The sequence below is a fragment of the Variovorax beijingensis genome (genome assembly GCF_007828835.1).
Lineage (GTDB): Bacteria > Pseudomonadota > Gammaproteobacteria > Burkholderiales > Burkholderiaceae_C > Variovorax > Variovorax beijingensis_A.
The window spans coordinates 119,906-142,043 of sequence record NZ_VIVL01000012.1; the positions used below are offsets into that span (position 1 = coordinate 119,906).

A 22,138-nucleotide genomic window follows, 5' to 3' on the forward strand; every position below is an offset into this window, starting at 1 on the left:
CGGCGGGGCGGCTCGGGCCTTGGCGATCGCCCGGCACAGAGACCAGGACCGCGGTCTCAAAGCTTGGCGAGCGGCACCTGCAGGTCGGCGAGCTGCGCCGCATCGACGCGGGTGCGCCGCTCGATCAGCCGCCGCGCAAAGCGCAGGTCGCGCGCGGCATTGGGCCCCAGCGCCGCAACGACCTTGCCGGCATCCAGGAAGAACATCACGAAGCTGCCGGAATTGCGGTCGCCGCGCACGACCACATCGTGTGCCGGCGTGGGCATGCCGAAGATCTGCAGGTTGACCTCGTACTGGTCCGACCAGAACCAGGGCAGCGGCTGGTGGTTCACCGCGATGCCGAGCGCCGCGCGCGCAGCGGCAATGCCCTGCTCCTGGGCGTTCTGCCACGATTCGAGCCGCATCCGGCGCCCCGCCCATTCGCACTGCCATGCAGCCACGTCGCCCGCGGCCAGGATGTCGGGATCGGACGAGCGGCACTGCGAATCGACCAGCACGCCGCCATCGCATGCCAGGCCAGCCTCGCGCGCGAGCTCGTCGTTGGGGACCAGGCCGACGCCGACAAGGACCGCGTCGCATTCGATCTCGCGCCCATCGGTGAATGACGCCGTGAGACCGCCCCGCGCGTTCTGCGCCAGGCGTTCGATGCCGGTGCCGAGCCGGACATCGACGCCATGTGCGATGTGGAGCTGCAGCAGGTAGCCGGAGATTTCCGGCGGAACGGTGCGCTCGCACAGCCGGCCCATCGCTTCCACGACGGTTACCTCCATGCCTTTCTTGCGGGCCGTGGCGGCCACTTCGAGTCCGATCCAGCCACCCCCGACGACGAGCAGCCGCCTGCCGGCCGACAGCGCGGCACCGAGCGCCGCCGCATCCTCGATGCTGCGCAAGCTGAAGACGCCGGGCAGGTCCGCGCCCGGGATATCCAGGCGGCGCGCCCGGCCGCCGCTGCAGAGAATCAGCTTGTCGTAGGAAACATGCGCTCCACGCGTCAGGTGGAGCTGCTTCGCGGCCCGGTCGATGAAGGTCGCGCCGACGTTCGGCCGCCAGTCGATGCGAAGCGCATCGAAGGCTTCCGGTTTCAGCAGGTGGGTCGTGTCCGCATGCGCGTCCCCGGCGAGCACCGCCTTGGACAGCGGCGGGCGTTCGTAGGGACGATGCGGCTCGTCGCCGACCAGCACCACGCACCCCGCGAAACCTTCGCTGCGCAGCGTCTGCGCGGCCCAGCCGCCGGCCTGGCCGGCGCCCACGATGGCGATGGTTTCGGTATTCATGAGTTCAACCGAGCGAGAGAAACACCCGGCCCGCATCGATCTTCACCGGGTACGCGCGGATCGCCTCGGTCACGGGCGCGCAGGTCGGCTTTCCATTGCGCACGTCGAACTTGCCCTGGTGCAGCGGGCACTCGATCTCGTGGCCTTCGAGGAAGCCCTCGCACAGGCGCGCATGGCCGTGGGTGCACACGTTGTCGGTCGCGTAGATCTGGCCGTCCACGTTGTACAGCGCAATGTCGCGCCCGCCGACCTGCATGCCGACGACATCGTCGGCGGGTACTTCGTCGACCGCTGCGGCCTCGGTCCATTGGGAATCGCTCATGGCTGGCCTCAGAGGGGATAGATGACGGAGTTGGGGATCATTTCGCTGTCGTAGATGACCTGGCGCGAGGCAAACTTCAGCCCCTCGGCGGTACGCACGACCACATCGATGTAGCGGCCCACGCTGAAGACGCTCGAGAGTTCGGACAGCTTGGTGCGGAACACCGCGTAGTTGGCCTCGCACTCGAAGCGGTCCGCCTCGGCCTTCAGCACGAGCGGCGTCCCGACCACGTGGCGCTGGTAGTAGGGGTCGTGGAACAGGGTCTCGCGGATGCCGTAGACGCGGTCCTTCAGCATGCCCTTGCTTTCGAACGACAGCGTGGCCAGCGGAAAGCCGCGCTCGTGGTTCTCGCGCGGCTGCAGGCGGTAGCTGCAGTCGTCCGTGAAGAATTCCGGCCAGAGTTCCCATTGGCCGGAACTCACCGCCTGGGCGTAGCGGGCGTAGAGCTGGGTCAGCTCGAAGTAGTCCTGGAAGTTCATCTCAAGCCTCCATGACCTTGCGCCAGTATTCGTACATGCCCCGGATCAGGGTCTCGGTGACCATGTGGTCCGTGTCGCCGACTTCGCGTCCGCCGAGTTCGGCGAGCGTGCGGTGGAAGGGCTTCTGCTCGAAGCCTTTCTGCGAGAGCTCGATCACCTCCCCGTCGTCGGCCGAAACGAAGCCCGCCGGTCCGAAGAGATTGGCCTGGCGCAGGCGCCGCAAGGTCATCGCGTCGTCGTCGTCCTCGAAGCCGAAGTGTGTCCAGACGAAATCGAAGGCGCCCGGGCCGCTCGGCTGGATATGCCGGGTCGAGACGCTGTTGACCTGCTGCTGGAAGATCACGCTCGGGAACAGCGTCATCATCACCGCCGTCGGGCCGCGCCACCACGGCTCGGGCACGATGTCCAGGAAGCGGTCGTCGTTGAGCTTCATGCTTTCCTTGAAGCTCGACACCTGTGTGACCTGGTCGGCCTTGCCGCTCGCGCCGCGGGTCGAGATCATCGCGGCGTGGCGGTGATGGCGGTCCATCTTCAGCTCCGACTTGTTGTCGGCGCGCCAGAGCCCGAAGGTGACGAACCAGGTGTGCAGCAGGCCCGGGTGGTACGGGTCCTTGATGTTCTCCTGCATCAGCTTCCAGTTGCCGGGAATGCGCTGGCGGTTGTAGCCGAGGATCGTGAGCTTGCGGCCGTTGAACAGCCGGTCGAAGTAGCCCAGGATTTCCGGGCCCATGAAGTCCTCGAGCGATTCCACCTGTGCATCGAAGGACGCGAACACGACGCCGCCGCGCGTGGCGACCTTGAGCTTGTTGAGGCCGTGCTCGGCCGGCTTGAAGTCGGCCGGCATTCCGCCATTGACCTTGCCGTCCTGCTTCACGCCGCGGCGAAAGGGCACGCCCTGCAGGTCGCCGCCGAGCGAGTAGTTCCACTGGTGATAGGGACAGGTGAACCCGCCGGCCTTGCGGTTGCCATGGCGCTCGCGGCAGAACTGCATGCCCCGGTGCGCGCATACGTTTTCCACCACGCTGATGGAGCCTTCCGCATCCCGGACCATGATCACCGAGCGCTCGCCGATCACCGTGCGCTTGAAGTCGCCGACCTCGGGAACCTCGGCTTCCAGGCCCACATAGCACCAGTGGCCCCGGTAGAAAAGGCGTTCGAGCTCGCGCCGGTGCTGGCCGGTGTCGGTGTAGGCCATGAAGGGAATGCGGCTCGTGCCCTCGTCTTCCCAGCGGATCTGCTGCGGGAAAACGGCCGATGTGTCGTCCATGTCTTGTCTCCTGTGCGGCCGCGTCGCCCGGGCCGCTCGTCTCGTGGTTCCCCATGATCGGCAGTTCGAGCCTATCGTTCAATAGAATGTGCCGAATAATTCATATAGATTTCGCGAATGGAGACGCGGTGGAGCTCAAGGACATCGACCTCAACCTGCTGGTGGTGTTCAACCAGCTGCTGATCGACCGACGGGTGTCGAAGGCGGCGGCGAGTCTGGGCCTCTCGCAGCCGGGCGTGAGCAACGCGCTGGCGCGCCTGCGCAAGCTCACCGACGACCCGCTGTTTCTTCGAACGCCCAAGGGCATGGAACCCACGCCCTTCGCCGAGCAGCTGGCCGCGCCGACCGCGAGCGCCCTGCAGACGATCCATGCCGCCATCAACCAGCGGAGCTCGTTCGAGCCGGCCACGTCGACGCGCGCCTTCACCATCGGCATGACCGACATCGGGGAGATCTATTTCCTGCCCAAGCTGATGAAGGAGCTGGCGCGCGTGGCGCCGGGGCTCTCGATCAGCACCGTTCGCAACACGGCGGTCAATCTCCAGGACGAGATGGAATCCGGCCACGTCACCCTGGCCATCGGCTTGCTGCCGCAGCTCAAGAGCGGCTATTTCCAGCGGCGGCTGTTCAAGCAGCACTACGTCTGCATGTTCCGCCGGGGCCATGCGCTCGACAAGCGCCAGATCTCGCTGGCCGAGTTCTCGAAGGCCGATCACGTGGTCGTGGTCTCGGAGGGAACCGGCCACGGCAAGGCGGATGAGCTTCTCAGCCGCAAGAAGATCGTGCGCAAGGTCGTCCTGACGGTGCCGCACTATGTGGCGGTCGGCCATATCCTGCACGGCTCCGACCTCGTGGCGACGGTGCCCGAGCGGCTCGCCCAGGCCCTGGCCGGTCCGTTCGGCCTGTCCTATGTGCGCCATCCGGCCAGGCTGCCCGAGATTGCGATCAGCCTGTTCTGGCACGGCCGGTATCACCGGGACCCCGCCGTGGCGTGGCTGCGCGCCTTGATCGTGCGGCTTCACGCGGAGGGTGTTCCCGGCTGAAGCGTTCCATTGAATGTACGTACGTTCACTAAACGACTCCGATGCTATCATCGGACCCTTCCCACAGGACTCCCTGGAGGCTCGCCCATGCGTTATCCCGGCCCGCGCGAGAACGACCGAGATGGATCGAAGGCAGCGATCGAGCCCGTGCGGGTCACCCGCGAAGGGCTCCTCGATGACGCCTTCATGGCGCAGGTCTATGCGCAGCTCCCGGTGGGCGTGCGGCTGCGCACCGCGGAGGAACTGGAAGCGTCCATCGAAGGCGTGCTGTCGCGGCACGATGGCAATGCAGCCGTTCATGTGTTCGGATATGGATCGCTGATGTGGAACCCCGCGGTGGAGCACACCGGCGTGCATCCGGCGAAAGTCCACGGTTGGCACCGCTCCTTCTGCCTGCGCTCGATCGTCGGGCGAGGCTCGCAGGAGCACCCCGGACTGATGCTCGCACTCGACCGGGGCGGCGCGTGCCAGGGATTGCTGTTGCAGATCGAGCCGCGCAAGGTGCGTGAGGAGCTGCGGGTGCTCTGGCGAAGGGAGATGCTGACCGAGGTGTACCAGGCCCGGTGGGTGACCGCCCATGCGGAGGGCCGGCCGGTGCGCGCAATCACCTTTGCGGTCGACCGATCCCATCCACGCTACACGAAGGCGCTCTCCCTGCACGAGATGGCCCGGATGATCAACACGGGAGCGGGCAGCCTCGGCAGCTGCCGCGAGTACTTCGACGCCACGCTTCAAAAGCTCGAGGCGCTCGGCATACGCGACGTGGGGATGGAGCGGCTGCGCAGCGCCGTGGGCTGAAGCCCCATCCGCGCCATCAGGCCGCTGCCGGTGCGCGCAGCTCCTTGCGCAGGATCTTGCCCACGGTCGATTTGGGCAAGGCCTCGAGAAAGGTGATGTGGCGAGGCACCTTGTAAGGCGCCAGGAGCTCGCGGCAATGCGATTCGACCTGGTCCGCCTGCAGGCCCGGCGAGCGGCGTACGACGAACAGGTGGGGGACTTCACCGGAGCGCTCGTCGGGCACGCCGACGCAGGCGCACTCCAGCACCTCCGGATGCAGCGCGACCACGCCCTCGATCTCGTTCGGATAGACGTTGAATCCGGACACCAGGATCATGTCCTTCTTGCGGTCGACGATGGTCATCAGCCCCTGCGCATCCATGGTGACGACATCGCCCGTGCGGAACCAGCCATCGCCGGTGAATGCCATGCGCGTTTCTTCCTCGCGCTTCCAGTAGCCGGCGAACACCTGCGGGCCCTTGATGAGCAGCTCGCCGGGCGCGCCCGGCGCCACCGGCTCGCCCGCGTCGTCGACGATCATCACATCGGTGGAGGGCACCGGAACGCCGATGGTGCCGTTGCAGCCCGGCGCATTGAAGGTGGCGCTGGGCGATGTCTCCGTGAGCCCATAGGCCTCGGTGATCGGCGGCCCGCCCGCCGCCTCCCACTTGCGCGCGACCGCCGCCTGGATCGAGGCGCCGGCGCCGATGACCATGCCGCAGCGCGAAAAGTCGACCGACGACAGTTCGGGCAGGTTCACCATGCCGTTGAACATGGTGTTGACGCCGATCAGCACGTCGAAAGGCGCCCGGCGCAACTCGTCGCACAGGGCCTTGGTGTCGCGCGGATTCATGACGAGCCGGTTGTGTCCGCCGCTCGCCAGCGCCATCAGCGCCATGCCGAGCGGGAAGATGTGGTACAGGGGCAGCGGCGTGACCAGCTCGAAGTTCTGGATCTCGAGATTCAGCCGCAGCCAGGACTGCATCTGCAGCACACTCGCCAGGACGTTGCGATGCGTGAGGCAGGCGCCCTTCGATACACCGGTCGTGCCGCCCGTGTATTGCAGGAACGCGAGATCCGAGGGGCGCACCTGTGCGGCGCTGAAGCCTGCATCCTGCACCGATGCGATGGCAGTGTGCAGCGGGACGAGATGCACGTCGGAGCCGCGTGCCGACATCGGCCGATCGCCGGCGGGCGCGAGCAGCGATCGCCTCAGGTCCTGCATCGGCGCGGTGACGACGTACCGCACTTCCGTTCGCTCGATGGCCTCGGCCGCGAGTCCCGCGAACGGATCGGCAACCACCAGCGCCGCTGCGCCGGAATCCGCCAGCTGGTACGCCACTTCGCGGGCCGTGTAGAGCGGGTTCATGGTCACTCCCACGAAGCCTGCGCGTGCGATCGCGGCCAAGGCAACGGGATAGAGGAGGTGGTTCGGCAGCAGCAGCGCCACGCGGTCGCCGGGCTGCAGCCCTGCCGCCTGCAGGAATGCCGCAAAGCGAGCCGATGCCTGTTCGAGCTCGGCGAAGGTCAGTGATTCGCCGTTGCACGTCACGGCCGGCCGGCCGGCGTTTCGAGCGAAGGCGCCTTCGAGCAGGGTGGCAAGGGTCTCGTGTTCGCCGTAGACGAGGTCGCGGGGCAGTCCTGCCGGGTAGGACGCATGCCAGATTCTTTGATCCACGTTGTCTCCTTTTTTTTTGCTTTGCTCAGGACAGCGCTTCGCGAACGAAGTCCATCCGGTCCTGGCCGAAGAACATCTGGCCGCCGACGAAGAGCGTGGGTGCGCCGAACACGCCGCGCTCGACCGCCTCCTGCGTCGTTGCCTTCAGTGCGGCCTTGGTCTCGGCGTCCTGCGCCAGGCGCTCGATCTCGGCGGGGTCGAATCCGCCTTCGACCAGCGTGCGCGCCGTGAGCTGCGCATCGTTGAGGTTGAGCGCATCGATCCACAGCGCCTTGAACACGCAGCCCAGCAGCTGCTGCAGCTGCTCGGGGCGGCGCAGTTGAATGCCGGTGACCGCACGCATGAGGAACAGCGTGATGACGGGGAAGTGCGGGTTGCCCCGGAACGGCACGCCATAGCGGCGCGCATGGCGCTCGTAGTCCATCTGCGTATAGCGCCCCTTGGCGGGGATGGTGGCCGGCGAGGCATTGCCGGTGGCCTGGTAGACACCGCCCAGCAACATCGGCCGGTAGACGAGGTCGGCACCGTGGCTCGCGCACAGGGCGGGCAGCTGCGTCCACGCCAGGTAGGACGACGGGCTTCCCACATCGAAGAAGAAATCGACTGACTTGCGCATTGATGGACTCCTTTAAATTAACGAACGTTTGGTAAACGGAAGCTATGTGATTGAACGAGCTTCGTCAACGGGGTTTCCTTGGGCTTTGCCCTTGATTGACAAACGAACGTTCATTGATTAACGTGCAATGACCTAACGAACGTTTTTTAAAGGAGACCGTATGGACCCATCAGCCAACCACCGCGGCGTGGCTCTCGTCATCGGCGCGGGCGACGCCACCGGCAGCGCGATCGGCGCGCGCTTCGCCCGAGAGGGCTACGTCGCGTGCCTGACGCGGCGCTCGGCCGACAAGCTGGAGCCGGCCGTCGAGCGCATCCGCGCGGCCGGCGGCCAGGCGTTCGGCTACGGCAGCGATGCGCGCAAGGAGGAAGAGGTCGTGGCCCTCATCGACCAGATCGAGAAGGAGCGCGGCCCGATCGAAGTGATGGTGTTCAACATCGGCGCCAACGTGCCCAGCAGCATCCTGGAGGAGACCGGGCGCAAGTACATGAAGATCTGGGAGATGGCCGCCTTCAGCGCCTTCCTGAATGCGCGCGAGGTCGCCCGCAGGATGGTCGAGCGCGGGCGCGGCACCATTCTCTTCACCGGCGCGACGGCCGGCATCCGCGGCTCGGCGAAGTTCGCGGCCTTTGCCGGCGCCAAGCATGCGCTGCGCGCCCTGGCCCAGAGCATGGCGCGCGAGCTCGGCCCGCGCGGCATCCACGTGGCGCACATCGTGGTCGACGGCGCGATCGACACGGAGTTCATCCGCAGCAACTTCCCCGAACGCTACGCGCTGAAAGAGCAGGGCGGCATCCTGAATCCCGAACACATCGCGGAGAACTACTGGTACCTGCACACCCAGCCCCGGGACGCATGGACCTTCGAGATGGACCTTCGTCCCTACATGGAAACCTGGTGAAAGACACATGAAAACACGCATCACTGAACTCTTCGGCATCCGCCACCCGATCATCCAGGGCGGCATGCACTACGTCGGCTTTGCCGAGCTTGCTGCGGCCGTGTCCAACGCCGGCGGGCTCGGGCTCATCACGGGCCTCACGCAACGGACGCCCGAGCTCCTGGCCAAGGAAATCAGCCGCTGCCGCGAGATGACGGACCAGCCCTTCGGCGTGAACCTCACGTTCCTGCCGACCCTGTCCTCGCCGCCATACCCCGAGTACATCGCGGCCATTGCCGAAGGCGGCGTGCGCATCGTCGAAACGGCGGGGCGCAGTCCCGAGGCCTACATGCCCGCGCTCAAGAAGGCCGGCATCAAGGTCATCCACAAGTGCACCTCGGTGCGGCACGCGCTGAAGGCCGAAGCGATCGGCTGCGATGCCGTGAGCGTGGACGGTTTCGAGTGCGGCGGCCACCCGGGCGAGGACGACCTGCCGAACATGATCCTACTGCCGCGTGCGGCCGAGGAGCTGAAGATCCCGTTCGTCGCCTCCGGCGGCATGGCCGATGCGCGCAGCCTGGTGGCGGCGCTGGCGCTGGGTGCGGAAGGCATGAACATGGGCACGCGCTTCGTGGCCACGCAGGAGGCGCCGATCCACCAGAACGTGAAGGACGCCATCGTGGCGGCCACCGAGCTGGACACGCGGCTGGTGATGCGCGGCCTGCGCAACACGGAACGCGTGCTGACCAATTCATCGGTCGAGCAGCTGATCCGGATCGAGAAGGAAAAAGGAGCCGACCTCAAGTTCGAGGACATCATCGACCAGGTCGCTGGGGTCTACCCGCGCGTGATGCTGCAAGGCGAGATGGATGCCGGCGCCTGGAGCTGCGGCATGGTGGTCGGCCTGATCAACGACATTCCGACGGTGCAGGAGCTGATCGATCGCATCATGGAAGAGGCGGAGCAGCTGATCGTTCAGCGGCTCGCCGGTTTGCTGGAGCCTGCGCTGGCCTAGCCTGGCGTTGTGGCGGCGCTGCTCCAGCGCCGCCACTGGCCACCAGCCACTAGAAGAGATCGACGGCCGGCTCCATCAGTGCGGACGACCCGGCCCGGATCTCCCGGCTGAGCCCTGCCGCCTGCGGCAGCAGCCGCTGGAAGTAGAAGCGGGCCGTGGCAATCTTCGATGCATAGATCGGGTCGCTCGATCCGGCATTCCTGAACGCCACCTCGGCCATGCGCGCCCAGGTCCAGGCCAGCGCCAGGTGTCCGACCAGGCGCAGGTAGGGCACGGCGGCCGCACCTGCGGCATGCGGGTCCCGGGCCGACGCGGCCACCAGCTCGCCCGTGAGCTGCCTGATCTCGTCGGCCAGTTCGGCCAGCGGCTGCGCGAACTCGCGCATCGCCTCGCGCGGGCTGCAGGTTTCGGCGAATGCGCCGGCCATGTCGAGAAAGACACCCATCTGCCGGCCCTGGTCCGCCAGCACCTTGCGGCCGAGCAGGTCCATGGCCTGCACGCCGTTCGTGCCCTCGTAGAGGCCCACGATGCGCACGTCGCGCAGGTGCTGCTCGACGCCGTTCTCGCGGATGTAGCCGTGCCCGCCGAACACCTGCATTGCGAGCAGCGTGCATTCCACCGCAAGGTCGCTCGACAGCGCCTTCACGAGCGGGGTCAAAAGCCCCAGCAGTTCGGCCGTCTCACTGCGCCTGGCCGCATCGGGATGAAGGCGCTGCAGGTCGCTCAGCTGCGCGGTCCACAGCGCCAGGGCGCGCGCGCCCTCGATGTTCGCCTTCTGCGTGAGCAGCATGCGGCGCACGTCGGCGTGCCCGATGATCGGATCGGCCGCTTCGCCAGACGATCTTGCACCGCTCGCGCGTCCCTGCAGGCGCTCCTTGGCATAGGCCAGGGCCTTCTGGTAGGCCGCTTCCATGAGGCCGATGGCGATCATGCCGACCAGCACGCGCATGTGGTTCATCTGCACGAACATGCCCGCCAACCCCTTGTTCGGCGCGCCCAGCAGCCAGCCGGTGGCACCGTCGAAGTTGATGGTGCAGGTCGAGTTGCCGTGGATGCCCAGCTTGTGCTCGATCGAGCCGCAGACCACCGCATTGCGCGCGCCGGCCGCGCCGCTTGCATCGGGGATGAATTTCGGGACGATGAAGAGAGAAATGCCCTTCACGCCCGGCGGCGCATCCGGCATGCGCGCGAGCACCAGGTGCATGATGTTGCCGGTCAGGTCCTGCTCGCCGCCCGAGATGAAGATCTTGCTGCCGGTGATGCGGTAGCTGCCATCGGCCTGCGCCACGGCCCGGGTGCGCATCAGGCCCAGGTCGGTGCCTGCGTTGGGCTCGGTCAGGCACATGGTGCCGGCCCATTCGCCCGAGGCGATCTTGGGCAGGTAGAGCGCCTTCTGCGCCTGCGACCCGTTGGCCGACACGTTCACGTAGGTGGCATGCGACATGCCGGGGTAGGACGCCCACGCCATGTTCGCGCCACCGAAGACTTCATAGACCGCATTGGCCACGACCGAAGGAAAGCCCTGGCCGCCGAAGTCGGGGCTGCACGCCAGGCTGGGCCAGCCGTTCTTGGTGAACTCGTCGTACGCCTTCTTGAAGCCGGGCGGCGTCTGCACCACCCCGGGCGAGGGCATGCTGCAGCCGTGTTCGTCCCCCGCTGCGTTGAGCGGCGCAATCACCTCGGAGGCGAACTGGCCGGCCGCAGCGAGCACCTGGTCGATGGTTTCCGCGTCCAGTTCAGGCTGGCCGCAGTCCTGCAGCATGGCCGGCACCTGGAGCAGCTCGTGCAAGACGAACTGGATGTCGCGCATCGGGCTTTGGTAAGTCATGGTGATAGCTCCTTGCCTCAGGCCACTTCGAACAGGCCGGCGGCACCCATGCCGCCGCCGATGCACATCGTCACGACGACGAAGCGCGCGCCGCGCCGCTTGCCCTCGATGAGCGCATGCCCCACCAGCCGCGAGCCGGTCATGCCATAGGGGTGCCCAATGGTGATGCCTCCACCGTTGACGTTCAGCCTCTCGGGATCGATGCCCAGCCGGTCGCGCGAATACAGCACCTGGCAAGCGAAGGCCTCGTTCAATTCCCACAGGCCGATGTCACCGACCTGGAGCCCATGGATCTTCAGCAGCTTGGGCACTGCGAGGACCGGGCCGATGCCCATTTCTTCCGGCGCGAGCCCGGCCACCGCGATGCCGCGGTAGATGCCCAGCGGTTTGAGCCCGCGGCGCTCCGCAACCGCGCGTTCCACCAGCACGCAGGCCGATGCGCCATCCGACAGCTGGCTCGAGTTGCCTGCGGTGATGACGCCGCCTTCGATCACCGGCTTGAGACTGGCAAGGCCTTCGAGCGTCGTGTCGGGGCGGTTGCCCTCGTCGCGGTCGAGCGTGACCTCGCGGTAGCTGACCGCACCCGTCTGTTTGTCGGCCACGGCCATGCGCGCCGTGATCGGCACGATCTCGTCGTCGAACAGATGGCGCTCCTGCGCCAGGGCGGTGCGGCGCTGCGCCTCCGCGGAATACGCGTCCTGCGCCTCGCGCGAGATGCCGTACTTCTTCGCGACGATTTCGGCCGTGTTCAGCATCGGGATGTAGGCGTGCTGCACGCGCGCAACGAGCAGCGGGTCGGCCTCTTCGCCCACCCACTTGACGAAGGGGTTCTGCACGGCGGAGATGTTCTCCTGGCCCCCGCCCACGGTCACGTCCATGCCGTCGACGATGATCTGCTTGGCCGCCGTCGCGATGGCCATCAGCCCGGACGCGCATTGCCGGTCCATCGTCTGTCCCGGCACCGATTGCGGCAGTCCCGCCGCGAGTGCCGCGAGGCGTCCGATGTTCATGCCCGCGGTGCCGGCAGCCATGGCGCTGCCGATCACCACGTCCTCCACTTCCCCGGGATCGATGCCGGCCCGCTGCACGGCGTGCTGGATCGCGTGGCCCGTCAGCGTGGGCGACTTGGTGTTGTTCAATGCGCCGCGAAACGCGCGGCCGATGCCCGTTCGTGCGGTGGAAACGATGACGGCTTCTCTCATGGTCAGACTCCAGGGGGTTGGCTAGACAGGTTGGCGCAGCGGCTCGCCGCGTTTCAGGCGCAGGGCGGGCGAGAGTTCCTCATCGCCATCGCTTCGTCCGCCCCGCTTTAAATAACGATCGTTTGATAAACGATGGTGCACTATAGGTTTGCGGCGAGGGCAGCGTCAACACGCTGGAGCGGGTTTGCGGCAGGGGGAAACCCTTGATGTGGAGCCCAGGGGTCGCGATGGAATCACGATCGTTTATCAAACGAGTGACATGCTATGATGGACACCTCCACGATCTGCAGAGGCCCACTCATGCGCTATCCGTCCACCCACAAAGAGGAAACCCGCAAGAAGCTGCTCGCGAATGCCCGTGCCATCGCCAAGAAGGGCGGCTTCGGCACCACCGGCGTCGATGAATTGATGGCGAGCATCGGCCTGACCGGGGGCGCCTTCTATGGACACTTCCCGTCCAAGGAGGCGCTGTTCGCCGAACTGCTCGAACACGAAATCTCCAACAGCACCGACATGCTGGCCGGAGACCGCGACTCGCCGCCCGACCACGTCGCCAAGCGGCTGCGCAGCTACCTGAGTTCGTACCACGCGCTGCATCCGGAAACCGGCTGCGTGCTGCCGGCGCTCGGGCCCGAGATCGCCAGGGCCGGGCCCGAGGTGCGTGCCTCGGTCGAGGAGGGCCTGAAGCGGCTGCAGAAGAGCTGGAGTTCGCGCATCGGCGACCCCGATGCGGCATGGGCGCTGATTGCCCAGTGCGTGGGCGCGCTGGTGTTGTCCCGCGCGGTGGAATCCGAGCGCACGCGCAAGGAAATCCTGGCCTCGAGCCGGCGCTTCATCGACCAGACGCATGCGCTGGACGCGGCGCCCGCGAAGCCCTCCAAGGCCACCTGACGGCCGCGGCCGATGCTGCCCCGGCGCGCCACTGCTGTACGTGCGCTGATGCCAGCGCGCCCTGCACCGCGGACGCTGGCGGTTGATGCCGCCGGCCCCGAGCGGTCGGCCTGCACCTACACCACGGCGCATCAGCTCGCCCGCCTCGTCAGGCAGCACTACGACGCGGAACTGGGCGCGATCGGCCTCAGGGCCACGCAGTACCGGCTGCTGGTGGAAATCCTTGCGCACGGGCCGGTGCGCCCCTGCGACCTGGCGGAGAGCATGTCGCTTTCTCCGTCGACGCTGACGCGCAATCTCAAGCCCCTGATCGCGGCGGGATGGGTCGATCTTGGACCCGGGATGGACGGACGCACCCGCAGTGTGTGCATCACCGCTGCGGGCTGCAGCAAGTGTGCCGAAGGCCTGCCTCGCTGGAGCATGGCGCAGGCCAGGGTGCATCGGTTGATGGGGAGCCGGCAGGTCGGCGCGTTGCACGCGCTCGTTGGCCAATGCTTGACGAGCATGTCGGCAGCGGCCGAATGAACGCGGTCAATCTCGGTGCGGCCCGATGGCTGCCGCCCGGACGGGCTCGGCCTGCCAGCCGCCGCCGAGCGCCTTGAATGCATTGACTGCCGCGCGCGCCGACTCCGTTTGCGCCTGCGCTCTGGCATCGGCCACGCGCAGCATGCCCTCGTCGGCCTGCAGCACTTCGATCAGGCTGACCACACCGCGCTGATAGGCCGCGAACGATGCCCCTCGCGCGCGGCCGAGCGATGCTTCTCCCTGCGCGAGCAGCGCGGCCTGCTCTTCGCGCTTGACCAGGGCCGAGAAGGCGTTCTCCACGTCTTCGGTGGCACGCAGCGCGGCGAGCCGGTAGGCCGCGAGCAGCTCCGCGTCCTGCCCCTTGGCGAGCTCGATCTGCGCATCGATGCGGCCGAAGTCGAACAGCCGCCAGCGCAGCCCGAGCAGGGCCGCGGCCTGGCTCGCGCCGGCGCTGAACAGGTTGCCGCTGGCCACCGACGTGGCGCTGCCGATCGTTCCCGCGAGCGACAGTTTGGGGTAGTACTCGGCCACGGCCACGCCGATGCGGGCGTTCGATGCCGCAAGGCGCCGCTCGGCGGCGATCAGGTCGGGGCGGCGCCGCAGCAGCTCGGCGGGCGATCCGGCGGCACCGATGCCAGGCGCAACGGGAATGGCCGCTGGCGCAGCCAGTTCGGCGCGGTGCGCGCCTGGCGCCGTCCCCAGCATCACGTCGAGCGCGTTCATGGCCGCGGCCTCGCCCGCCTCGAGCGCCGGCACCGACGCGCGAACCTGCGCCAGCGCGCCTTCGGCCTGGTGCAGCTGGAGCTCGGTGGCGAGCCCCTTGCCGTGGAGCAGGCCGATCTTCGCGAGCAGGTCCTGCTGCATTGCGGCTTGCCGGCGTGCAATGTCCAGGCGGGCCTGCAGGCCGCGCAGGGTGATGTAGATGTCGGCGGTCTGCGCGGCCACGGCCAGGCGCGTGGCGGCCGCGCCGGCCTCCGATGCCTGGTAGTCGGCCAGCGCGGCCTCGCGTCCCCGGCGCAGGCCGCCGAAGATGTCCAGCTCCCAGCTGGCGCCGAGGTTCGCTTCGTAGGCGCTGCCGTGGCGATCGAAACCCGGCTGCGCGTTCAGCACCTGGCCCAGCGGCGTCTCCACCGACTGGTAGGCCCTGGCCGCCTGCGCGCCCAGATTGCCCGAAGGCAGCAGCGCCGCATTCGCCGCACCAAGCCCCGCCCGGGCCTGTGACACGCGGGCGGCGGCCTGCGCAAGATCGAGGTTCTGCTTCAGCGCCTGTTCGACATAGCCGGCCAGCTGCGCATCGCCGAAGCCGGTCCACCACGCCACCAGCTCGGCGTTGGCGGCGCCGGATCGCTGGGCGAGCGCCGCCTCGCCGATGAAGTGGTCGGGCAGGGCCGGGACAGGCCGGACATAGTCAGGCCCCACGGCGCAGCCTGCGAGGAGGCTGAACAGCAGGGGCAGGGCAAGCGTGCGTGGGGACATGGGATTGCTCCGGGCGATGGACGGAAAAGGCCAAAGAAGTGAGTGACTATAATTCAATTTGGTCACTTGTTGTTGTTTGTTTGCCGAGGCGCTAAGCTCCCAGCATGAACAACCCAACTTCTTCTGCGCCAACCCCGCGGGGGCCGGCCGACCACGACGTGCGCGCGCAGATCGTCGCGGCGGCCACCGAGCACTTCAGCCAGTACGGCTACGAGAAGACCACGGTTTCCGACCTTGCCAAGGCCATCGGCTTCTCCAAGGCCTACATCTACAAGTTCTTCGAGTCCAAGCAGGCAATCGGCGAAATGATCTGTTCGAACTGCCTGCGCGAGATGCAGGCAGACATCCGCGCAGCGGTCGACGCGGCCGGCAGCCCGCCGGAAAAGCTGCGCCGCATGTTCAAGGCCATTGTCGATTCGGGCCTTCGGCTGTTCCTGCACGACCGCAAGCTCTATGAGATCGCGATCTCGGCAGCCAGCGAGCACTGGCCGTCGGCCATCGCCCACGAGGCGTGCATCCGGCAGATGCTGCTCGAATTGCTGAAGCAGGGGCGCGAGTCCGGCGACTTCGAGCGCAAGACGCCCATCGACGAGACGGCAGCAGCCATCTACCTGGTCATGCACCCGTACATCAACCCCGTGATCCTGCAGCTCAGCTCCAACTACACGGACCAGGCGCCGGCCCAGCTGTCGGGTCTAGTGCTGCGCAGCTTGTCGCCGTAGCCGAATAAATTCTCAGTGACTATTGACTAAATTAGTCACTATTATCAGAATCGGGGCTCTATCGATTCGTCAATGGGCCCCTCATGCACTCGCGCCGCTTCCTCACATCCGCCTTGGCCTGCGCCTTGCCGTTCGCGCTGGCCGCCTGCGACGACAAGGCCCCGCCCGATCCGCGCACCCAGGCGCCGCTGGTGCGCGCCGCCACGGTCCAGGCCGCCGCGTCCGCATCGCGCTCGTTCACCGGCACCGTCGCCGCGCGGGTCCAAAGCGACCTGGGCTTCCGCGTCTCCGGAAAGGTGCTGGAGCGCCTGGTCGACGCGGGCCAGACGGTCAAGCGCGGCCAGGTGCTCATGCGCATCGACCCGATCGACCTGAGGTTGGCCGCGCGTGCGCAGCAGGAGGCCGTCAGCGCCGCGCGGGCGCGTGCGAAGCAGGCCGGCGACGAGGAAGCGCGTTACCGCGATCTGCGTGGGACCGGCGCCATTTCCGCCTCGGCGTACGACCAGGCCAAGGCGGCGGCGGATGCCGCGCAGGCCCAGCTCGCGGCAGCAGAAGCGCAATCGGAAGTCGCACGCAATTCGAATCGCTATTCGGAACTCGTTGCCGATGCGGACGGCACGGTGCTCGAAACGCTGGCCGAGCCCGGCCAGGTCGTCAGCGCCGGGCAGCCGGTGGTTCGCGTGGCGCAGGCCGGCCGCAGGGAGGCGGTGGTGCAACTGCCCGAGACGCTCCGCCCTGTCATCGGCTCCGCGGGGCAGGCCACGCTGTTCGGCAGGGAAGGCGTTGCCGTACCCGTCAAACTCAGGCAGCTCTCCGATGCGGCCGACAAGCTCACGCGCACCTTCGAGGCGCGCTACGTGCTTGAGGGCGAACTCGCCAACGCGCCGCTGGGCGCCACCGTGACGATCGACATCTCGGACGGCAAGCCGGCCCGGGCAGGAGGCGTCCAGGTGCCCATCGGCGCCTTGTTCGATACGGGCAAGGCCACGGGCGTCTGGGTCATCGGCGGCGATCCGTCGACGGTGCGCTGGCAGCCGGTGGCCGTCGAGCGCCTCGACGGCGAGCGTGCGCTGGTGGACGGGCAGCTCAAGCAGGGAGACCAGGTGGTCGCGCTTGGCGCACACCTGCTGCGCGAAGGCGAGAAGGTGCGTGTGGCGGCCTCGGCCGCGACCGCCGCAGTGGGCGGAGCCCGCCCATGAGCGAAGGCCGCTTCAACCTGTCGGCGCTGGCGGTACGCGAGCGATCCATCACGCTGTTCCTCATCGGCCTGATCTCGCTTGCGGGGCTGGTCGCGTTCTTCAAGCTCGGGCGCGCGGAAGATCCGGCCTTCACCGTGAAGGTGATGACGGTCATCACCGCCTGGCCCGGCGCCACGGCGCAGGAGATGCAGGACCAGGTCGCCGAAAAACTCGAGAAGCGCCTGCAGGAGCTGCGCTACTACGACCGCACCGAGACCTACACGCGGCCCGGGCTGGCGTTCACGACGCTGACGCTGCTCGACAGCACGCCGCCGGCACAGGTGCAGGAACAGTTCTACCAGGCGCGCAAGAAGCTCGGCGACGAAGCGGGCAGCCTGCCGGCCGGCGTGATCGGGCCGATGATCAACGACGAATACGCGGACGTCACCTTTGCCCTGTTCGCGCTCAAGGCCAGGGGAGAAGCGCAGCGCGTGCTGGTGCGCGATGCCGAGACGCTGCGCCAGCGCCTCTTGCATGTCCCCGGCGTGAAGAAGGTCAACATCGCGGGTGAGCAGTCGGAGCGCATCTACGTCGAGTTCGCGCACGACCGGCTGGCCACCCTGGGCATCGGGCCGCAGGACGTGTTCGCGGCGCTCAACAGCCAGAACGCGCTGAGTCCGGCCGGCTCCGTGGAAACCCGCGGCCCGCAGGTCTTCATTCGGCTGGACGGCGCATTCGACACCCTGCAGAAGATCCGCGACACGCCCGTGGTCGCGCAGGGCCGCACCCTGAAGCTGTCGGACGTGGCCACGGTCAGGCGCGGCTACGAAGACCCCGCCACCTTCATGATCCGCAACGGCGGCGAGCCGGCGCTGCTGGTGGGCGTCGTGATGCGGGAGGGCTGGAACGGGCTCGACCTGGGCAAGGCGCTGGACGTGGAAGCCCGCGCCATCAACGCCGAGCTGCCGCTGGGCCTGAGCTTCGCCAAGGTCACCGACCAGTCGGTGAACATCAGTGCGTCGGTCGACGAATTCATGGTCAAGTTCTTCGCGGCCCTGCTGGTCGTCATGCTCGTGAGCTTCCTGAGCATGGGCTGGCGCGCGGGCCTGGTGGTGGCTGCCGCGGTGCCGCTGACGCTGGCCGTGGTGTTCGTGGTGATGGCCGCTACGGCCAAGAACTTCGACCGCATCACGCTCGGCTCGCTGATCCTCGCGCTCGGCCTGCTGGTGGACGACGCCATCATCGCCATCGAGATGATGGTGGTGAAGATCGAGGAGGGCTACAGCCATGTGGCCGCATCCGCCTATGCCTGGAGCCACACGGCGGCGCCGATGCTCTCGGGCACGCTGGTCACCGCCGTCGGCTTCATGCCCAACGGCTTCGCACCGTCGACCGCGGGCGAGTACACGAGCAACATGTTCTGGATCGTCGGCATTGCGCTGATCGCCTCCTGGGTGGTCGCCGTGGTGTTCACACCGTACCTGGGCGTCAAGCTGCTGCCCAACTTCAAGAAGATCGAGGGCGGCCATGCCGCGATCTACGGCACGCCGCGCTACAACCGGCTGCGCGGCGTGCTGGCGCGCGTCATCGCGCGCAAGTGGCTGGTGGCGGGCGCGGTCGTCGGCCTCTTCGTGGTGTCGATCCTCGGCATGGGCGTGGTCAAGAAGCAGTTCTTTCCGATCTCCGACCGCCCCGAGGTCCTGGTCGAAGTGCAGATGCCCTACGGCAGCGCGATCACCCAGACCAGCGATGCCACGGCCAAGATCGAGGCCTGGCTGTCGGCGCAGCGGGAGGCCCAGATCGTCACCTCCTACATCGGGCAGGGCGCGCCCCGCTTCTACTTCGCGATGGGCCCGGAACTGCCCGACCCGTCGTTCGCGAAGATCGTGGTACGCACCGCCAGCCAGGAGGAGCGCGAAGCGCTGAAGCACCGGTTGCGCGAGGCCGTCGCCGACGGCCTTGCGTCCGAGGCGCGGGTGCGCGTGACGCAGCTCGTGTTCGGGCCGTACTCGCCGTTTCCCGTGGCCTACCGCGTCAGCGGACCCGATGCGAACGAGCTGCGCAGGATCGCAGCCGAGGTGCGGCAGGTGATGGATGCCAGCCCGATGATGCGCACCGTCAACACCGATTGGGGCACCCGCACGCCCACGCTGCACTTCACCCTGAAGCAGGACCGCCTGCAGGCCGTGGGGCTGAGCTCCAGCGCGGTGGCGCAGCAACTGCAGTTCCTCCTGAGCGGCGCGCCGGTGACCACCGTGCGCGAGGACATCCGCACCGTGCAGGTGGTGGCCCGCTCGGCCGGCAGCACCCGGCTCGATCCCGCCAGGCTCGCGGACTTCACGCTCGCCGGTGCCGGCGGCCAGCGCATTCCGCTGTCGCAGGTCGGCGAGGTCGAGGTACGCATGGAAGAGCCCGTGATGCGGCGGCGCGACCGCATGCCCACGATCACGGTGCAGGGCGACATCGCCGAAGGGCTGCAGCCCCCCGACGTGTCGAAGGCGATCACCGCGAAGCTGCAGCCGCTGATGCAGAAGCTGCCGGCCGGCTACCGCATCGCCGAGGCCGGCTCCATCGAGGAATCGGAGAAGGCAACCGCGGCGATGCTGCCGCTCTTCCCGATCATGCTGGCGGCCACGCTGCTCATCATCATCTTCCAGGTGCGCTCGATCTCCGCGATGGTCATGGTGTTCCTCACGAGCCCGCTCGGGCTGATCGGCGTGGTGCCGACCCTGCTGCTGTTCCAGCAGCCCTTCGGCATCAATGCGCTCGTCGGGCTCGTCGCGCTGTCGGGCATCCTGATGCGCAACACGCTGATCCTGCTCGGCCAGATCCACCACAACCAGCAGGAGGGGCTCGATCCGTTCCATGCGGTCGTCGAGGCGACCGTGCAGCGTGCGCGGCCCGTGATCCTCACGGCGCTGGCGGCGATCCTCGCGTTCATTCCGCTGACGCATTCGGTGTTCTGGGGCGCATTGGCGTACACGCTGATCGGCGGTACTTTCGCGGGAACGATCCTCACGCTGGTGTTCCTGCCGGCGATGTATTCGATCTGGTTCAGGATCAAACCCGGCAACGCGACCCAACCCGCGCACTGACGCGCCTCATCACCATCCATCAAGATCGAAGGAATTGCCATGTCGAGTTCATCAGTCGTTGTCGTGACGGGCGCGTCCTCGGGCATCGGGCGCGCCGCTGCGGAAATGTTCGTGGCGCGGGGCTGCCGGGTGTTCGGCACCGCGCGCGACCTGCGCAAGGCACCTGCGCTGCCCGGTGTCGAGTTCGTCGAGATGGACGTTCGCGAAGAGGGCTCGGTCCAGGCAGGCATCGAATCCATCATCGAGCGGGCCATGCGCATCGACGTGCTGGTCAACAACGCGGGAATGATGATGATCGGCGCGGTCGAGGAAACCGCGACGGCCGAGGCCGCGGAACTGTTCGACACCAACGTCTTCGGCCTGCTTCGCACGACGCGCGCCGTGCTGCCGTACATGCGCCAGCAGCGCCGCGGGCGGATCGTCAACGTGAGTTCGGTGCTCGGCGTGCTTCCGGCCCCGTACATGGGGCTCTATGCGGCCACCAAGCACGCGGTGGAAGGGCTGTCGGAATCGCTGGACCACGAGGTGCGCCAGTTCGGCATTCGCGCGACGCTGGTGCAGCCGGCCTTCACGCGGACCAACCTCGATGCCAACGCACCGCGTGCCAAGGCACGGATCGCGGACTATGACCGCGAACGCGACCAGGTGGCGCTCTCCGTGGCCGACAGCGTCGGCGGTGCGCCCGGGCCGCACGGCGTGGCGAGCACCATCGTCGAGGCGGCGCTCGGCCCGTGGCGCATGCGCTGCACGCCGCCGGGGGAGGCGTCCTTGCTGACGAAGCTGCGCCGCTTCATGCCTGCGGGACCGGTGGACGCGAGCCTGAGAAAAAAACTCGGACTCGGTTCCTTCTGAGCGCGCGCCCCGTCCGGCAGCGAAGGAGAACATCATGGACAGCCTGGATCTCCTGCGCACCTTCAGCGAGGTGGCCTCTTCAGGAAGCTTCTCCCGCACTGCCAAGCATCTCGCGCTGTCGCGGGGGACCGTCAGCAAGTACATCGCGGCCCTCGAGCACCGCTTCGGCGTGCGGCTGCTGAACCGGACCAACCGCGCCGTCAGCCTCACGGACGCAGGCCTCCTGCTGCTCGACAGGAGCAGGCCGATACTGGAACTGGCCGACGTGACGCGCGCCGAACTGCAGGACCGCGCGCGCATCCCGAGCGGGCGCCTGCGCATCTCGGCACCGCACGGCATGGACCTGACGCAGCTGCCGGCACTGATCAACGACTTCCTCGGCCACTATCCGGAGGTCAGCATCAGCCTCGTGCTCTCGAACCGCCTGGTCGACCTCTCGGAGGAGGGGGTGGACATCGCGCTTCGCTTCGGCCCCTCGGCCAACGAGAACCTGATCGTTCGAAAACTGGTGCCGATGGCGCTCAGCGTCTGCGCCGCGCCCATGTACTGGCGCAAGCACGGCGTGCCTGTCCATCCCGCCGAGCTTGCGCACCACACCGCGTTGATCAGCACCCAGCTCCATCCGCTGCCGAAGTGGCGCTTCGAAGCCGACCGCCAGCCGATCGAGGTGGCGGTCCGCGGCAGGCTGGACGCAACGGAAACCGGCCCGCTGATCCAGGCGGCGCTTCTGGGCGCAGGCGTGGTCTACCTGCCGTCGGTGATGCTCGAGCCCTACATCGAGAGCGGGCGGCTGGTGCCCGTGCTGTCCACATTCGTTCGCAGCGACATGTGGCTGTCGGCTGTCTATCTGCAACGCCGGCACAGCACCGCGGTGCAGCGTGCATTCCTGGATTTCCTGGCGGTGCGGCTCAAGCCTGCAGGCAAGGAGGGCAGGACGGACCGTTCAGATCCGCCGCGCCCTTGAGCGCGAGTTCAGGCGTGACCAGCAGCTGCTCACGATGGATCGCCTGATGGTTCG

20 protein-coding genes are annotated in these 22,138 nt (G+C 67.5%); 11 read left to right on the forward strand and 9 right to left on the reverse strand.

Annotated features, from left to right (window positions below):
• Positions 1 to 56: 56 nt before the first annotated feature.
• The 4 genes from FB547_RS27700 to FB547_RS27715 are packed head-to-tail and all read right to left on the reverse strand — an operon-like array spanning position 57 to position 3,342.
• The gene (locus tag FB547_RS27700) at positions 57 to 1,274 is read right to left on the reverse strand and encodes an NAD(P)/FAD-dependent oxidoreductase (protein ID WP_145746842.1); all 1,218 of its coding nucleotides are present in this window, start codon (positions 1,272 to 1,274) and stop codon (positions 57 to 59) included.
• A 4-nt stretch (positions 1,275 to 1,278) separates the two neighbouring features.
• Entirely contained in the window at positions 1,279 to 1,596 is a 318-nt protein-coding gene (locus FB547_RS27705) for a non-heme iron oxygenase ferredoxin subunit (RefSeq protein ID WP_145746843.1), read from the reverse strand.
• An 8-nt stretch (positions 1,597 to 1,604) separates the two neighbouring features.
• Positions 1,605 to 2,075: an aromatic-ring-hydroxylating dioxygenase subunit beta gene (locus tag FB547_RS27710; protein ID WP_145746844.1), complete on the reverse strand. Its 471-nt coding sequence runs from the start codon at positions 2,073 to 2,075 to the stop codon at positions 1,605 to 1,607.
• Between the two features lies 1 nt (position 2,076).
• Complete coding sequence (locus tag FB547_RS27715) at positions 2,077 to 3,342, reverse strand: aromatic ring-hydroxylating dioxygenase subunit alpha (RefSeq protein WP_145746845.1); 1,266 nt, start codon at positions 3,340 to 3,342, stop codon at positions 2,077 to 2,079.
• Positions 3,343 to 3,470: 128 nt separating this feature from the next.
• Between FB547_RS27715 and FB547_RS27720 the strand changes: the two genes are divergently transcribed.
• A complete protein-coding gene (locus FB547_RS27720; RefSeq protein WP_145746846.1) occupies positions 3,471 to 4,385 on the forward strand; it encodes a LysR family transcriptional regulator in 915 nt (304 codons plus the stop codon).
• Positions 4,386 to 4,472: 87 nt separating this feature from the next.
• Positions 4,473 to 5,183, forward strand: a complete 711-nt coding sequence (locus FB547_RS27725; RefSeq protein ID WP_145746847.1) for a gamma-glutamylcyclotransferase — start codon at positions 4,473 to 4,475, stop codon at positions 5,181 to 5,183.
• 16 nt (positions 5,184 to 5,199) lie between these two features.
• On the opposite strand, the gene FB547_RS27730 is transcribed toward FB547_RS27725, so the two are convergent.
• Entirely contained in the window at positions 5,200 to 6,840 is a 1,641-nt protein-coding gene (locus FB547_RS27730; RefSeq protein WP_145746848.1) for an AMP-binding protein, read from the reverse strand.
• 25 nt (positions 6,841 to 6,865) lie between these two features.
• A complete protein-coding gene (locus tag FB547_RS27735; RefSeq protein ID WP_145746849.1) occupies positions 6,866 to 7,456 on the reverse strand; it encodes a 2-hydroxychromene-2-carboxylate isomerase in 591 nt (196 codons plus the stop codon).
• Between the two features lie 160 nt (positions 7,457 to 7,616).
• Between FB547_RS27735 and FB547_RS27740 the strand changes: the two genes are divergently transcribed.
• Both FB547_RS27740 and FB547_RS27745 read left to right on the forward strand, forming a co-directional pair.
• Entirely contained in the window at positions 7,617 to 8,357 is a 741-nt protein-coding gene (locus FB547_RS27740) for an SDR family oxidoreductase (protein WP_145746850.1), read from the forward strand.
• Positions 8,358 to 8,364: 7 nt separating this feature from the next.
• Entirely contained in the window at positions 8,365 to 9,351 is a 987-nt protein-coding gene (locus FB547_RS27745; protein WP_145746851.1) for an NAD(P)H-dependent flavin oxidoreductase, read from the forward strand.
• A gap of 49 nt (positions 9,352 to 9,400) precedes the next feature.
• Here the strand turns inward: FB547_RS27745 and FB547_RS27750 are convergent, their stop codons facing one another.
• Entirely contained in the window at positions 9,401 to 11,179 is a 1,779-nt protein-coding gene (locus tag FB547_RS27750) for an acyl-CoA dehydrogenase C-terminal domain-containing protein (protein ID WP_145746852.1), read from the reverse strand.
• A gap of 17 nt (positions 11,180 to 11,196) precedes the next feature.
• Entirely contained in the window at positions 11,197 to 12,381 is a 1,185-nt protein-coding gene (locus tag FB547_RS27755; protein ID WP_145746853.1) for an acetyl-CoA C-acyltransferase, read from the reverse strand.
• Between the two features lie 300 nt (positions 12,382 to 12,681).
• Between FB547_RS27755 and FB547_RS27760 the strand changes: the two genes are divergently transcribed.
• Both FB547_RS27760 and FB547_RS27765 read left to right on the forward strand, forming a co-directional pair.
• Positions 12,682 to 13,272: a TetR/AcrR family transcriptional regulator gene (locus FB547_RS27760; RefSeq protein ID WP_145746854.1), complete on the forward strand. Its 591-nt coding sequence runs from the start codon at positions 12,682 to 12,684 to the stop codon at positions 13,270 to 13,272.
• 12 nt (positions 13,273 to 13,284) lie between these two features.
• The gene (locus tag FB547_RS27765; protein ID WP_261380417.1) at positions 13,285 to 13,797 is read left to right on the forward strand and encodes a MarR family winged helix-turn-helix transcriptional regulator; all 513 of its coding nucleotides are present in this window, start codon (positions 13,285 to 13,287) and stop codon (positions 13,795 to 13,797) included.
• Positions 13,798 to 13,803: 6 nt separating this feature from the next.
• On the opposite strand, the gene FB547_RS27770 is transcribed toward FB547_RS27765, so the two are convergent.
• Positions 13,804 to 15,273: an efflux transporter outer membrane subunit gene (locus tag FB547_RS27770; protein ID WP_145746855.1), complete on the reverse strand. Its 1,470-nt coding sequence runs from the start codon at positions 15,271 to 15,273 to the stop codon at positions 13,804 to 13,806.
• A gap of 104 nt (positions 15,274 to 15,377) precedes the next feature.
• Between FB547_RS27770 and FB547_RS27775 the strand changes: the two genes are divergently transcribed.
• The 5 genes from FB547_RS27775 (at position 15,378) to FB547_RS27795 (ending at position 22,084) form a co-directional block, all read left to right on the forward strand.
• Positions 15,378 to 15,995: a TetR/AcrR family transcriptional regulator gene (locus tag FB547_RS27775; protein WP_145746856.1), complete on the forward strand. Its 618-nt coding sequence runs from the start codon at positions 15,378 to 15,380 to the stop codon at positions 15,993 to 15,995.
• 83 nt (positions 15,996 to 16,078) lie between these two features.
• Positions 16,079 to 17,194, forward strand: a complete 1,116-nt coding sequence (locus tag FB547_RS27780) for an efflux RND transporter periplasmic adaptor subunit (protein WP_145746857.1) — start codon at positions 16,079 to 16,081, stop codon at positions 17,192 to 17,194.
• On the forward strand, positions 17,191 to 20,268 hold the full coding sequence (locus tag FB547_RS27785) for an efflux RND transporter permease subunit (protein ID WP_145746858.1): 3,078 nt from the start codon (positions 17,191 to 17,193) through the stop codon (positions 20,266 to 20,268). Before FB547_RS27780 ends, FB547_RS27785 begins: the two co-directional genes overlap by 4 nt.
• A 39-nt stretch (positions 20,269 to 20,307) precedes the next feature.
• A complete protein-coding gene (locus FB547_RS27790; RefSeq protein ID WP_145746859.1) occupies positions 20,308 to 21,120 on the forward strand; it encodes an oxidoreductase in 813 nt (270 codons plus the stop codon).
• A gap of 34 nt (positions 21,121 to 21,154) precedes the next feature.
• On the forward strand, positions 21,155 to 22,084 hold the full coding sequence (locus FB547_RS27795) for a LysR family transcriptional regulator (protein ID WP_145746860.1): 930 nt from the start codon (positions 21,155 to 21,157) through the stop codon (positions 22,082 to 22,084).
• Positions 22,085 to 22,138 lie beyond the last annotated feature (54 nt).